Source organism: Dokdonia sp. Hel_I_63, from assembly GCF_007827285.1.
In the GTDB taxonomy this organism is placed as follows: Bacteria; Bacteroidota; Bacteroidia; order Flavobacteriales; family Flavobacteriaceae; genus Dokdonia.
In genome coordinates this window covers 3099390-3112050 of the sequence record NZ_VISD01000001.1, presented here as the reverse complement: position 1 = coordinate 3112050, position 12661 = coordinate 3099390, and the positions used below count along the sequence as shown (strand labels likewise).

Here is a 12661-nt window from a genome sequence, read left to right as displayed (position 1 = left end):
CTTTGATTTTTGCGAAATATTGAATTTAAACTGCGTTATGCAATTACATCCATATTATCAGAAAGTGTGCCTATAAACTTTGTGATAGGTCCTTTAACCATCATCGCCATCATGGCGTTAAATTCTCCTTCAAAGTGAAGTTGTACCTCAGTTTTATCTGCTGCTAGTTCTTTAATATCTGCAGTAAGTTGGAAAGGTATTTTGTCACTTGCTGCTCCTAGTACTACTTTACTATGAGGAATTCCTTCCTTAAGGTCTAATACTATTTCTGGCATACCTTTAAGTCCAAAAAGGAAACGTGTGTCGCTTATCTTTTCAAACTTAGTGTTCTCTGGCATTAATTTTTCAAAGTTCTCAATGTTCATTAAGAAGTTATAAACTTCTTCTTGTGACTTGTTGAGCGTCTTTACAGGACTTTCTAAATTCATTTAGGTTTTTTTAATATTATTTTTCCCAGGTTGACGGGTTCTTACGCCAGTTTTCTAGCGTTTCTTGTTGTGCTTCGGTAATAAAATTTGTGTCCCTAGCTTGTAGTAGTAAATGAGAGTAATCACTAAGTGTGTTGAGTGTAACTCCAGCTTCTTCAAAATTCTGAGTAGCAGTATCAAAACCGTAGGTAAAGATGGCAAGCATCCCTTTTACCGTCATGTTAGAATTTTTAAGAGCTTCTACTGCCATAAGGCTACTCTTACCTGTGCTTATAAGATCTTCTATCACCACAACAGTGCTGTTAGGTTCTAGGTGACCTTCTATCTGGTTTTTACGTCCATGCTTCTTAGGCTCTGGACGTACATAAGCAAATGGTACGTTGAGATAATCTGCAACAAGCATACCAATACCTATAGCTCCTGTAGCAACACCCACAATAGCATCTGGCTTGCCGTAGATGTTTTCTACTTGCTTTGCCATTTCTTGATGAATGTAGTTTCTAATAGGAGGGTACGATAGTGTGATGCGGTTATCACAATAAATTGGGGATTGCCAACCAGAAGCCCATGTAAAAGGTTCTTGCGGTTGTAATTTTATTGCATTAATTTGCAAAAGCAATTCGGCAGTTTTTTTTGCCGTTTCTTTGTCTAAAATCATACTGCAAATGTATAAAGTTTTTGTGAATGATATTCCTATTATTCTATCTACAGAAAAGGTAATAGGGAAGAACTATAAAACCATCTCCATAAAGAAGGTCAAGATTAAGAAACTGATCAAGAAATTATATGATGGAGAACAGTTATATATTAACCTCTACCACCCTAAGGAAGAGAAGTTACTCAAGCACCTGCGCAAGAAACTTAAACTTGTAATAGCGGGCGGCGGACTCGTATATAACGATAAAAAGGAAATTCTTTTTATCTATCGCAATGGTCGCTGGGACTTGCCTAAAGGTAAGATTGAGAAAAAAGAAGATATAGAGGACTGTGCTATTAGAGAAGTAGAGGAGGAGACAGGTGTTACTGGTCTCACTATTACAAAGCCTCTGGAAATTACTTACCATGTTTTTAAACGCAATGGCGAGTTCAGGCTTAAGGAGACCTTCTGGTTTGAAATGCACACAAGCTGCACAGACGAGCTAGTGCCGCAAGCTAAGGAAGGCATTAAGAAAGCTAAGTGGCTCAACTTTGAAAAATCACAGAAAGCGCTTGATAAATCTTATGAAAATATCAAGCTTATCTTTCCTAAAGAATATTTAATTAAGCATCCTAACGATAGGGTAGCGTAGGTGTGCTTTCTCATAGCTAGAAGATTTTTTATGAATCCAGTCTAGCTGAGCGTACCAGTTATTTGCAAAATCAGGATTTAATGATTTCTTGAGATTAAACTCTATTCTAATTTTAGGGTGAGTCTCAAGAAATTGTTGAGCCTTATCTTCCCATACATATGGCGAGAAGCCTTCCTTCTGTTGCAATATGGTGTCAAAAAAGTTCCAGTTAAAGAAACTATCTGTCGCCTCTGGCTCTAGCGTTTCTAGAATGTAGCGTATTCCTTTTTGGTCTGTAGGTACTATGTAGCCACCTCTTGGTATGGTAACTTCTTCTTCAGAAGTTTTTAAACTGGTGTTGTAATGTAAATAATGACCTTCATAAGGGCTATTTCGAGTTTCATAGGTGTCTATATGATATACTTGAGCAACAAATGTCGTGTCCTTTTTAAGCTGATCAAACTTAATGTCATTTGCCTTTAAAATAAGCGCAACATCTCTGTAACCCCTTGGGATTACATAAGCTTTTGGTATCGTTACCTCCTTTGTAGGCTTGAAATAATCGTAGTACGTAACCTTCTTAGTAAATGGTTTACTTACGTCATATTTAAGACGTTCCTTCCCGGTTACTTCACTAGGCTGCATCTTTCCTTCATATCCTAAGAAGTCTAGGGTCGTGGTTTTTGTAGTATCTAACTCAAATTGCACAGGATAGGTTTCCGCTTTCGCGAAAGCGTTAAAAGCATCTTCACGCATTTCTTTAATCTTCGTGCCGTTCTCGGCAGTGATTTTTAAGATGCTCTTCATTAATTCGTACGTTCCTTCTACTCTAGGTTTGTAGGGTTTGAGCATATGGGTTTCTACCATGAGTCCTATGGTGTTCCATAGCGAGGTGAAACCCGTCGAGTAGCGTGGGTAATCCATAAACTGACTAAAACCTTTTTCGGGAGTGCTATTAAAGACGTTTACATAAGGAGTAATCTCCCAGTCTTTTGTCTTAAGGTCTTCCTCTAGCATAGGCTGGAACTCATCATGCACGTAGTCACCTAACGCTCCTCCTAGTTTGTTGTGCTGTGTAAAAAGGTGTGTGAGCGTGTATTGATAATCTGCGCCATTGCTTACGTGATTATCTATAAAAACATCTGGCTCAATCATGTGGTAAATTTCTGCAAAAGCGGCAGCATTTTTTGTGTCACGCTTTATAAAGTCACGGTTAAGATCATAGTTTTGTGCATTTCCTCGGAAACCATATTCTTTTGGTCCGTTTTGATTGGTTCTCGTCCCGCTATTACGGTTAAGCGCGCCACCCACATTATAAATTGCAATCGCACTTACCCATGTGTTTTCTGGAGCTTCTACCTTTCCTTGTGCAAGATCGCGCATGAGCATCATGGTAGCATCTATCCCATCTGACTCGCCAGGGTGAATACCATTATTAATGAGAATACGACGCACATCATTATCGTCAGAAAACTCACTGTCAAAGCTTCGGTTAGGATTAAAGGTAACCAGCGTGAGCGGTTCGCCAGCATCTGTCGTGCCTACTTCATAGGTTTTAATAGAACGATATGCAGTATCAAGATCTTTATAAAAAGCGATAACTTCTTGGTAGGTTGGGGTTTCTGTACCTCCGCTTTTTTCAAAACGCGTAGTGAAGTCTTTATTTTCTGGATTATCTTTTGTGTCACCACAACTTATGATAATGGCGAGTAGTGGGAGTAAAAAAAGTCTTTTCATTTGGTTGTACTTGAAGTGTGAAGATACAAATTGGCTCAAAAATAAAAAGTAAGTTATTTTTGGATGTATAGTGTTTGAGTTACGCTTTCGCGAAAGCGTAAAAATATTAAAAGAAAGGAGTGTACTGCAAGACTCTGAAGTCTATCGTATTGAATTGCGGATTTTCCTTTTTGAGTTGTTTGTAAAGCGCAAGACTGCCCACGGCTCTGTTTGCCGCTCCAGAAGGTGCCGTGAGAGACACCGTTTTAATAGTGCGTCCTTGCCATTGAAACTGATGTACTCGCGGTACTTCGCTGCTTACCACTTTTAACTTTACATCCTTTTCTTTGCAAGCTTTCCTAAAGAAATACTCAGGGCCATTTTTACTATTTCCGCCGGTGAATAATAGTGTTTCTACTTTTGGGGATTTGCTCAAGTAACCGAAAATATCTCTAAGCGTCACATTAGTCATCCCAATATCTGAGGCGTCTATTTTAATACGTTCTGAGGAAGCGACGATATCACAAACACCGATATTGCGAGATATGAGAAAATCTTTACGCTCTTGAATGGCTTGCTCTGTAGTTTCAAAAGTAAGATTGAGATTAAAAATCTTATTTAAAATAGGCCATAGTTGCCCATCGATACTGCCGTAGCAAAAGTTTACATCTCCCGTTTTAAGAGTGCCTTCGGTAAATCTAGGAGGAGGAAGTGTGCCTACAATGAGTTTTGTGGAGTTCTCAATATTAAACGGAGGATAAGGATGTGTATGTTTAAAAACAGACATTATGATTGTGTCGCAGCAACAAGTCTTTCTACCTCTATAAACGTGTTTTTATGTAGTTTTCTGTTGGGTGTAGTGAGGTTTAAAAACTCTTCTTGCATCTCGTGTAGCACTTCTAGCGCTTTAGATTGCATCTTACTTTCAATATAAAATTTTGAGAGTTGCACGCGCTCAGGATAATTAGAATATCGCTGATCTATTTTTTTAAGGATAGCCTCAGCTTCGTCATCCTTACCAGTTTTTGATAATGCGAGCCCATATTTAAACTGTGCTTGCGACTTTTCAAAATCTGAGACGGCGCTCATTTTCTCACCTATGGCAATTACTTCATCATACTTTTCTTGCTCAAAAAGAGCAAGTAGTAATTGTGTGTTTGCATAGTAATCGTTTTTCTGACTTCCTTTTAAAACACTATCGTATTGAATCGCTGCCTCTTTAAAGTTACCTATCGCAAGTAATGCATCACCTAGCTCCACACGATTAGAATACGTGTCGGCAAATTCTACTTTCTTTTCTAGTTGGCTTATTTTTTTGCTAGGATTAATAACCGCTGTAATTTCTTTTTGAGCACCACTAATACCCTTTTTATTGAAAATCTGAGCAATTATATATACTAGGCAGCCTATGGCAGGCAATAGGAGGATAGCAAAGTACCAGTAAAAACTATTTTTATTCTTGTAAACGTGGTAAGCACATGCCAGTTGTAGCGCAATAAGAATGTAATACGTCATAGTGATACTTTTTATTTATAAAGATAGTATAGGCAGATGATTAACAGAATTTTAAAATAGGTTCTTTTTGAAAAATGCTACCTTGAGAAGAACTAAAATTATGGATATGGGAAGAGGAGATAAAAAATCAAGAAGAGGAAAAATAAGCCGTGGAACTTTTGGCGCAAAAAGAAGAAAAAAAGGAAGAAAGAAAGCTAAGGACGCTGCGAAAATGCAGAAGGATTAGTAGTTGTTCTAGTATTATAAGATGTTTTCCAGAGCGTAAAAAACCCATCATAGATTTCTCTGTGATGGGTTTTTAGTCATTGTAGACAATTACCTTGTAAATACAAATTCGTTTTTATCTTCATTAGACTCCTCTGCGCTGTATGCGTAGCCATCATAATCAAATCCTTTAAGATCTTCTATGCTGTTTACATCTTTATCGATAATGTAACGCACCATCGAGCCACGTGCTTTTTTTGCGTAAAAAGCAATAATCTTTAGTTTACCATTTTTAAAGTCTTTAAAGATAGGCGTGATTACGGGAACCTTAAGTTTTTTAGGCTGTACTGCTTTAAAGTATTCTTGGCTCGCAAGATTAACAAAAAGCTCATCATCTTCTAGTTCCTCATTAAGACGATTAGTAAGCGTGTCTCCCCAAAACTCATACAAGTTCTTAGTGTTGTAGTATTCTAGCTTAGTTCCCATCTCAAGACGGTAAGCTTGCATTAAATCTAGTGGGCGTAATATTCCATACATACCACTTAAAATTCTTAGCGTGTCTTGAAGTTTGTCTAATTTTTCTGTTGGGATAGTGTATGCATCAAGACCTGTATACACATCGCCATCAAAAGTATAAACCGCTGGTCGCGCATTACTTATTGTAAATGGTGTTGTGAAATCTTGATAACGCTGATAGTTTAAATCTGCCAGTTTCTCACTAATGTGCATTAAGTCTTGAATCTCTTTCTTTGTAGTATTTGAGAGTTTACTATTAAGCTTTTCTGCCTCTTCAAGAAACTGCGGTTGCGTAGCTCTAGTGGTTGGAAGTTTTGATTCAAAATTGAGTGACTTTGCTGGTGATACAACAATTTTCATAGGTGTTTTTCTTTTGTATCAAAGTTAGCAATAATGTCTTATAATTAAGTGCTTGGCTATTGTTTTTGGTTATGGTGGGATTGGTAGTTTAATGTGGTGTGTGATTATTAAAGATGTAAAGTTTAATAATATCAAATGTTCAACATCCCTCTAAATCTCCCTTCAAAGGGAGATTTCTAGCTCCTTCCCTTTGAAGGGAAGGTTGGGTTGGGGTTGGATAGGATTTTACTATTTATTTAAAAACTTACATTTTTAAAATAATCCAAAAAAAAGCGAGTCACTGTTTTTAAACAATGACTCGCTTTTGATGTAATTATGAGTTTGTAGTATCAGCTTTCGCGAAAGCGTAGTTCAACTATTGCTCCTTACTGTGCGTAGCATAAGATCGCCACTTATCTATACAGCCCGTCATATCTTCTGGTACTGGGGTTTCAAAACGTTTGTATTCTCCGGTAGTAGGGTGTACAAAACCTAATGTTTTTGCATGCAGTGCCTGGCGTGGTAAAATCTTAAAGCAGTTATCTACAAACTGTTTATACTTAGTAAACGTCGTTCCTTTTAAGATAGCATTACCACCATAACGCTCATCGTTAAATAAGGTGTGTCCTATGTGCTTCATGTGCACACGTATCTGGTGTGTACGTCCCGTCTCAAGCTTACAACTCACAAGTGTTACATAGCCTAGGCGCTCTATTACTTTGTAATGAGTAACAGCTGGTTTTCCTTGGTCTTCATCCTCGCCGTAAAAAACGGTGTTTTGCAATCTGTTCTTTGGGTGACGGCCTATGTTTCCTTCTATCGTTCCTTCGTCATCTACTACGTTACCCCATACGATAGCAACATATTCTCTCTCTGTCGTTTTATTAAAAAACTGCTTAGAGAGGTGTGTCATTGCTTGCTCTGTTTTGGCAACTACCAGTAAACCACTAGTGTCTTTATCTATACGGTGTACAAGCCCTGGTCTATCACTAGAATTGTTAGGCAGGTTATCTACGTGGTGAATAAGTGCGTTAATAAGCGTTCCAGAGTAATTACCGTGACCTGGGTGCACCACCATTCCTGCAGGTTTATTGACTACCATAAGTTGGTCGTCTTCATACACCACATCGATATCAATATCTTCTGGAGTGAGTAAAAACTCGTGTGGTGGGTGCTCAAACATGGCACGCACAACATCTCCCGCTTTTACTTTATAATTTTGTTTTACAACAATATTATTTACTTGAATGCTACCGTTTTTGGCAGCCTTCTGGATTTTATTACGGGTAGCATTTTCTACAAAATTCATTAAGAATTTATCTACGCGTAATGGTTCTTGACCTTTACTAGCAGTAAAACTGTAGTGCTCGTAAAGTTCGTCGTCTTGAGGTTCTGGACCTATAAATTGTTCTTCGTTCATTGTTTAGTTTTCGTCTGATGAGTCATCAGAAATAGCGTCGCGGTAGTCACCTTTACCATTACCTAATACTAGGTCGATAACAGAAGTTTTTTCTAGTCTATCTCCAGCTTTCACTCTCTTTCCTTTGTGTCTTATATCTCTTACTTCGTCTTTTCCTATCCAGTCTACATAGGTTACTTTTCCTATCTCAAATCCTAGTGCCTTTAATGAAGGTTCTGCCTGGCGGCGTGTTTTACCTACAATAGGAGGGATGGTCATTTTTTGATAACCAGATGGGTTGAGTACTAAGTATATCTGTCTGTTTTCTTTTACAAATTTACCAGCATTAGGCTCTTGGTCAATCACAGAATACTTAGGATAATTAGGATTAAAATTTGCACTGTCAATAATAAAGTAACGCAGGTCTGCATTTTCTAGTTCTTGAGAGACTAGATCAAGCGTCATCCCTTTTACATTAGGCACTGCAATGCGCTCATCGTGATTTGTGGTGCTCCCTAACCACCATCTAGTAACAAATACTAATGCGATGATGATGATGATAGCAAGTACAATTTGTTTTACAAATGCTTTGCTTACTAGAAATTTTAAAAGACTCATAGACGGGTTGTGGTTAAGGGTGCAAATATATAAAATAGATAGCCTATTTGGTGTAGGTATGATTATACCTATTTTTACATTAACGTTAACGAGACAGATTTAGTTTTGTCTTTTCAAATTTTCACGAAAGTGCAGAAAAAAAATATCGCCGTTTTAATGGGTGGCTACAGTAGCGAGTACCAAATATCGCTTAACAGTGGTGCCACCGTAGTTGCTTCTTTAGATAAAGAAAAATACCAAGTGTATGCCGTGCATATCCTTAAGGAGGGATGGTTTTGTGTGATAGATGGCGAGCGATTTGCAATAGATAAAGGCGATTTTAGCTTTATTGACGCTTTCGCGAAAAAGGTAACCTTCCAAGCTTGTTACAATACCATACACGGAACGCCAGGCGAGGACGGAAAACTACAAGCCTACCTAGAATTACTAGGAATCCCACAGACGAGTTGTGACTTTTATGAAAGCGCAATGACGTTTAATAAGCGCGACACACTAAGCGTGTTAAGTTCATACGGCGTGCCAATGGCGCAATCTGTGTACGTAAATAAAGGCGATGTGATAGACATGCCCTTTAAAAATTCGCTTGCCTTAAAAGTGGGGTATCCATGTTTTGTGAAGCCTAACCGTGCAGGATCTAGTTACGGCGTGAGTAAAGTATATAAAGAAGGAGATCTCGAGCAAGCTCTTGAGCATGCGTTCTCTGAGGATAGCCAAGTGCTGATAGAATCTTTTTTAAGCGGTACAGAGGTGTCTGTAGGCGTGTATAATTTTGGTGGAGAGACACAAGTATTGCCTGCTTGTGAGATTGTACCAGACGGAGACTTTTTTAGTCTAGAGGCAAAATACTCTGGAAAATCCCAAGAGATTGTGCCCGCACGACTCTCCGAAAAAGAGACAAATGAAGTGCAAGGACTTACAAAAGGGATTTATGACCTCTTGAGTCTCAAAGGAATTTGTCGTGTAGATTTTATTTTTCACGAGGGTAAGCCGCATTTTGTTGAGGTAAATACCAATCCTGGATTGTCAAAGGAAAGTATTATCCCAAGAGAATTTAAAGCAGCAGGATTATCACTTGCAGAAGTTTTTGGTGAAGCCATTGAACATTGTATAAAGCGAGCGCAGGTATAAACAGCGTTACTAGTAATTAAAAAGAATACCATATTAAGCTATAGATTATGATAAGAAAAGCAGTATTTCCTGGAAGTTTTGACCCTATTACTCTTGGGCATTATGATATTATAGAAAGAGGTCTTACCCTTTTTGATGAGGTAATACTTGCTATAGGTGTCAACTCAGATAAAAAATATATGTTCTCTTTAGAGCAGCGCAAGCAATTTCTAGAAGATACTTTTAAAGATGAGCCGCGTATTAAAGTAATGACTTATAAAGGTCTTACTATAGACTTCTGTAAGGAGCAAGAAAGCGAATTCATACTAAGAGGACTGCGTAACCCTGGAGATTTTGAGTTTGAAAAAGCGATAGCTCATACTAATAGAAAATTATCTGGTATCGAGACCGTATTCTTACTTACCAGCTCTGGTAAGAGTTATATCTCCTCATCTATTGTGCGCGATGTAATACGTAATGGTGGTGACTGTTCTGGTCTAGTGCCAGATGTGGTAGAACCTTGTGCAAATGGGATTTGGAAAGAAATTCAAGAGAAAGCGTAGTATAATTTACTCAGATAAAATCATAAAAAAGCCGCCCATTGGGCGGCTTTACCATTTATATATAGGGTAATCTCAACTTACTTTTTATTCTGTTGTTCTTTGATAGTCTTTTTATCGATATCAAAGTCATTTGTAGTCTGGTTTACATTTCCCGTTGGATTGGTCGGGTTAGTTTGCTCTATTTTTCTTTCAAATTTACGTTCCATAATCTTTTTCTTTTTTAAGTTGATATAAAGATAAAAATCACAGTTGTTAATTCGTCTTAAAGGCTTGTTAGTCTTAGGTTAAAGTGTTGATTACCTAATGGTTTCTACAAAGCTAGCCACACTATTTGCTCCATTATTAGTAATATGCTTTATAAAAGCACTTCCTATAATGGCTCCTTTTTGATGGGTAGTGGCTGCTTTAAAAGTCTCTTCATTACTAATACCAAATCCTACAATTTGCTGGCTCTTTAGATTCATTGCAGCGATGCGCTCAAAGTAATCTGAAGTCGTATTACTAAAGCCGCTTGTACCACCCGTAGTACTCGCGCTACTCACCATATAGATAAAACCATCACTTGCTGCATCTAGTTGCTGGATGCGCGCATCACTCGTTTGAGGGGTAATGAGAAACACATTGATAAGTCCGTATTTTTCAAAAATTGCTTTATACTCCGCTTCGTATTCTGCTAGTGGTAAGTCTGGCATAATAATACCATCGATACCTATTTCTTGACAGCGCTTACAGAATTTTTCAACGCCATATTGCAACATCGGGTTAAAGTAACCCATTACGATAAGCGGAATGTGAATGGTCTCACGAATACCGTCCAACTGGCTAAAAAGTTTTTCGGTAGTCATTCCGTTATGAAGCGCAGCAGTACTTGACTCTTGAATAGTAGGCCCATCTGCTAGCGGATCTGAAAAAGGTAATCCTATCTCCACCATATCAACACCGCTTTCTTGAAGCTGCGTTAAGATAGAAACGGTATCATCTATCGCTGGATATCCAGCAGTGAAGTATAAGCTTAGTAGCTTTTTATCTTCTTGTAATTTTTGTTTTATTCTATTCATCTGAATAAATATTTTGTCATTCCCGCATAGGTGGGAATTTATAATTGTTGATGTTTATTTTGCTTTCGCTAAAGCGTGCTTCTATAATTTGAAATAATCGATATAGGTATTTAAATCCTTATCACCACGTCCTGAAAGATTGATCACTACAATATCATCTTTTTTGAATTTTCTGGTTTCAAAAATAGCAAGCGCATGACTTGTTTCTATCGCAGGAATAATTCCTTCTAGCTTACTTAATTCTAGTCCAGCTGTCATCGCATCTTCATCTGTAACAGAGATAAACTCCCCACGTCCAGAGCGGAACAGGTTTGCGTGCATAGGTCCTACACCAGGATAGTCAAGACCAGCGGAGATAGAGTAAGGCTCTGTAATCTGCCCATCGTCTGTTTGCATTAATAAGGTCTTACTTCCGTGTATAATTCCCTCACGTCCCAGTGCAGATGTTGCAGCACTCTCACCAGTATCTACTCCTTTTCCAGCAGCTTCTACAGCAATAATGCCTACATCTGGTTGATCTAGATAGTGATAGTATAATCCAGCAGCATTACTACCACCACCTACACAGGCAACTACATAGTCAGGATTTTCTTTTCCTTCTTTTTCTAATAATTGTTTCTTAGTCTCCTCAGAAATCACCGACTGGAAACGAGCTACCATATCTGGATAAGGGTGTGGCCCTACTACAGAACCTATAATGTAGTGAGTGTCTACTGGGTTATTAATCCAGTCACGTATAGCCTCGTTAGTCGCATCTTTAAGCGTTCTACTTCCAGACATTGCTGGGCGTACAGTTGCTCCTAGCATTTTCATACGTGCCACATTAGGCGCTTGGCGCTCTATATCTACAGCACCCATGTATACGATACATTCTAGTCCCATAAGTGCACAAACGGTAGCCGTGGCAACACCATGCTGTCCAGCACCAGTCTCTGCAATGATTCTAGTTTTACCTAGACGCTGCGCCATTAAAATCTGACCTATCGTGTTGTTTACTTTATGAGCTCCTGTATGACAAAGATCTTCTCTTTTTAAGTACACTTTTGTACCATACTTCTCGCTAAATCTTTTTGCATAATAAAGTGGCGTAGGGCGACCTACATAGTCTTTTAAGAGTTGCTTGAACTCCTCTTGGAAGTCTGGCTCTTGCATGATTTGTACATACTGTGAGCGCAATTCTTCTACATTAGGATAGAGCATTTCTGGGATGAAAGCACCTCCAAAATCTCCATAATGGCCTCTCTCGTCTGCTTGGTAACTTTTTTCTTTTTCTAGTGTATTCATAGCAATTGTATTATGAGCGAGACGGCGTAAACGCTGCAATCGCTGCTTTAAACTTTTTCAATTTTTCTATATTCTTCATTCCTGGCTTATCTTCAAACTTGCTATTTACATCAAGTGCGATAATAGGCAAATCTGTCGCCAGTATTTTTGTTACTTTTTCTACTTCTTCTAGTCCTATGCCACCGCTTAAAATAATAGGTGTTTGAGACGTGTAATCTTTTAATACACTCCAGTCAAAGGTGTATCCATTTCCTCCTTTTTCTTTTCCCTTGGTGTCAAAAAGGAAGCCATCCACAATTCCTTCATAAGGCTTAAGTTTTTCAAAATCAAAGTTGTCTTTTATTCCAAAAACTTTCCAAATGTTGAGGTCTCGACTGCGCTCGACCACACAACCTTGAAGTTCTTTTATGTATTCAGGCGACTCACTCCCGTGCAACTGGATTACGTTGAGGTTGTGCTGTATTATTTTCGCTTTCGCGAAAGCAATATCAGCATCTACAAAAACACCAACGCGGTCAATTCCCTCAGGTAATTCAGGAATCTCTAGGTCGCCAAAATCTCGTTTGCTCTTCTCATAAAATATAAATCCAAGATAGTCTGGCTGCAATGCAGCGACCTCTTGTGTATTATATTTCATACCGCATAT

General features: G+C 38.4%; 16 protein-coding genes. 4 read left to right on the top strand and 12 right to left on the bottom strand.

Annotated elements, in window-relative coordinates; genetic code table 11:
• Window positions 1-35: 35 nt before the first annotated feature.
• Both JM84_RS13660 and pyrE read right to left on the bottom strand, forming a co-directional pair.
• Complete coding sequence (locus JM84_RS13660; RefSeq protein ID WP_013751446.1) at window positions 36-428, bottom strand: orotate phosphoribosyltransferase; 393 nt, start codon at window positions 426-428, stop codon at window positions 36-38.
• 16 nt (window positions 429-444) lie between these two features.
• Complete coding sequence (gene pyrE, locus JM84_RS13655; protein WP_013751447.1) at window positions 445-1086, bottom strand: orotate phosphoribosyltransferase; 642 nt, start codon at window positions 1084-1086, stop codon at window positions 445-447.
• A gap of 7 nt (window positions 1087-1093) precedes the next feature.
• Here pyrE and JM84_RS13650 point away from each other — a divergent pair, with 7 nt between their 5' ends.
• The gene (locus JM84_RS13650; protein ID WP_013751448.1) at window positions 1094-1717 is read left to right on the top strand and encodes an NUDIX hydrolase; all 624 of its coding nucleotides are present in this window, start codon (window positions 1094-1096) and stop codon (window positions 1715-1717) included.
• On the opposite strand, the gene JM84_RS13645 is transcribed toward JM84_RS13650, so the two are convergent.
• From JM84_RS13645 to JM84_RS13635, 3 genes are all read right to left on the bottom strand, one after another.
• On the bottom strand, window positions 1685-3433 hold the full coding sequence (locus tag JM84_RS13645) for a M14 family metallopeptidase (RefSeq protein WP_186439134.1): 1749 nt from the start codon (window positions 3431-3433) through the stop codon (window positions 1685-1687). The two genes, JM84_RS13650 and JM84_RS13645, sit on opposite strands and share 33 nt — an antisense overlap.
• Window positions 3434-3539: 106 nt before the next feature.
• Window positions 3540-4199: a uracil-DNA glycosylase family protein gene (locus JM84_RS13640; RefSeq protein ID WP_144784819.1), complete on the bottom strand. Its 660-nt coding sequence runs from the start codon at window positions 4197-4199 to the stop codon at window positions 3540-3542.
• Entirely contained in the window at window positions 4199-4927 is a 729-nt protein-coding gene (locus JM84_RS13635; RefSeq protein ID WP_144784817.1) for a hypothetical protein, read from the bottom strand. Before JM84_RS13635 ends, JM84_RS13640 begins: the two co-directional genes overlap by 1 nt.
• Before the next feature lie 67 nt (window positions 4928-4994).
• On the opposite strand from JM84_RS13635, the gene JM84_RS13630 reads away from it, so the two are divergent.
• Complete coding sequence (locus JM84_RS13630) at window positions 4995-5153, top strand: 30S ribosomal protein THX (RefSeq protein ID WP_315897944.1); 159 nt, start codon at window positions 4995-4997, stop codon at window positions 5151-5153.
• An 89-nt stretch (window positions 5154-5242) separates the two neighbouring features.
• On the opposite strand, the gene yaaA is transcribed toward JM84_RS13630, so the two are convergent.
• The 3 genes from yaaA to JM84_RS13615 all read right to left on the bottom strand — a co-directional run bounded on the left by yaaA (window position 5243) and on the right by JM84_RS13615 (window position 8003).
• Window positions 5243-6007, bottom strand: a complete 765-nt coding sequence (gene yaaA / locus JM84_RS13625) for a peroxide stress protein YaaA (protein ID WP_013751453.1) — start codon at window positions 6005-6007, stop codon at window positions 5243-5245.
• A gap of 355 nt (window positions 6008-6362) precedes the next feature.
• A complete protein-coding gene (locus JM84_RS13620) occupies window positions 6363-7406 on the bottom strand; it encodes an RluA family pseudouridine synthase (protein WP_013751454.1) in 1044 nt (347 codons plus the stop codon).
• Between the two features lie 3 nt (window positions 7407-7409).
• Window positions 7410-8003 carry a PASTA domain-containing protein gene (locus JM84_RS13615; protein ID WP_013751455.1) on the bottom strand — a complete coding sequence of 198 codons (594 nt, stop codon included), beginning with the start codon at window positions 8001-8003 and terminating at the stop codon, window positions 7410-7412.
• A 129-nt stretch (window positions 8004-8132) separates the two neighbouring features.
• Between JM84_RS13615 and JM84_RS13610 the strand changes: the two genes are divergently transcribed.
• The gene (locus tag JM84_RS13610) at window positions 8133-9131 is read left to right on the top strand and encodes a D-alanine--D-alanine ligase (RefSeq protein WP_013751456.1); all 999 of its coding nucleotides are present in this window, start codon (window positions 8133-8135) and stop codon (window positions 9129-9131) included.
• A gap of 50 nt (window positions 9132-9181) precedes the next feature.
• Entirely contained in the window at window positions 9182-9673 is a 492-nt protein-coding gene (coaD, locus tag JM84_RS13605) for a pantetheine-phosphate adenylyltransferase (protein WP_049783469.1), read from the top strand.
• Window positions 9674-9750: 77 nt separating this feature from the next.
• On the opposite strand, the gene JM84_RS15500 is transcribed toward coaD, so the two are convergent.
• From JM84_RS15500 to JM84_RS13590, 4 genes are all read right to left on the bottom strand, one after another.
• Window positions 9751-9879 (bottom strand): hypothetical protein, encoded by a 129-nt coding sequence (locus JM84_RS15500; RefSeq protein ID WP_261375754.1) that lies wholly within the window; start codon window positions 9877-9879, stop codon window positions 9751-9753.
• Between the two features lie 90 nt (window positions 9880-9969).
• Window positions 9970-10731, bottom strand: coding sequence for a tryptophan synthase subunit alpha (gene trpA / locus JM84_RS13600; protein WP_144784815.1), 762 nt, complete (start codon window positions 10729-10731; stop codon window positions 9970-9972).
• A gap of 81 nt (window positions 10732-10812) precedes the next feature.
• Window positions 10813-12015 (bottom strand): tryptophan synthase subunit beta, encoded by a 1203-nt coding sequence (gene trpB / locus JM84_RS13595; protein WP_144784813.1) that lies wholly within the window; start codon window positions 12013-12015, stop codon window positions 10813-10815.
• Window positions 12016-12025: 10 nt separating this feature from the next.
• Window positions 12026-12652, bottom strand: a complete 627-nt coding sequence (locus JM84_RS13590; RefSeq protein ID WP_261375753.1) for a phosphoribosylanthranilate isomerase — start codon at window positions 12650-12652, stop codon at window positions 12026-12028.
• Window positions 12653-12661: the final 9 nt, after the last annotated feature.

Coding starts and splice junctions, on each gene's coding strand:
- JM84_RS13660 (WP_013751446.1), bottom strand. CDS start 428: ATGAATTTAGAAAGTCCTGTAAAGACGCTCAACAAGTCACAAGAAGAA.
- pyrE (WP_013751447.1), bottom strand. CDS start 1,086: ATGATTTTAGACAAAGAAACGGCAAAAAAAACTGCCGAATTGCTTTTG.
- JM84_RS13650 (WP_013751448.1), top strand. CDS start 1,094: ATGTATAAAGTTTTTGTGAATGATATTCCTATTATTCTATCTACAGAA.
- JM84_RS13645 (WP_186439134.1), bottom strand. CDS start 3,433: ATGAAAAGACTTTTTTTACTCCCACTACTCGCCATTATCATAAGTTGT.
- JM84_RS13640 (WP_144784819.1), bottom strand. CDS start 4,199: ATGTCTGTTTTTAAACATACACATCCTTATCCTCCGTTTAATATTGAG.
- JM84_RS13635 (WP_144784817.1), bottom strand. CDS start 4,927: ATGACGTATTACATTCTTATTGCGCTACAACTGGCATGTGCTTACCAC.
- yaaA (WP_013751453.1), bottom strand. CDS start 6,007: ATGAAAATTGTTGTATCACCAGCAAAGTCACTCAATTTTGAATCAAAA.
- JM84_RS13620 (WP_013751454.1), bottom strand. CDS start 7,406: ATGAACGAAGAACAATTTATAGGTCCAGAACCTCAAGACGACGAACTT.
- JM84_RS13615 (WP_013751455.1), bottom strand. CDS start 8,003: ATGAGTCTTTTAAAATTTCTAGTAAGCAAAGCATTTGTAAAACAAATT.
- JM84_RS15500 (WP_261375754.1), bottom strand. CDS start 9,879: ATGGAACGTAAATTTGAAAGAAAAATAGAGCAAACTAACCCGACCAAT.
- trpA (WP_144784815.1), bottom strand. CDS start 10,731: ATGAATAGAATAAAACAAAAATTACAAGAAGATAAAAAGCTACTAAGC.
- trpB (WP_144784813.1), bottom strand. CDS start 12,015: ATGAATACACTAGAAAAAGAAAAAAGTTACCAAGCAGACGAGAGAGGC.
- JM84_RS13590 (WP_261375753.1), bottom strand. CDS start 12,652: ATGAAATATAATACACAAGAGGTCGCTGCATTGCAGCCAGACTATCTT.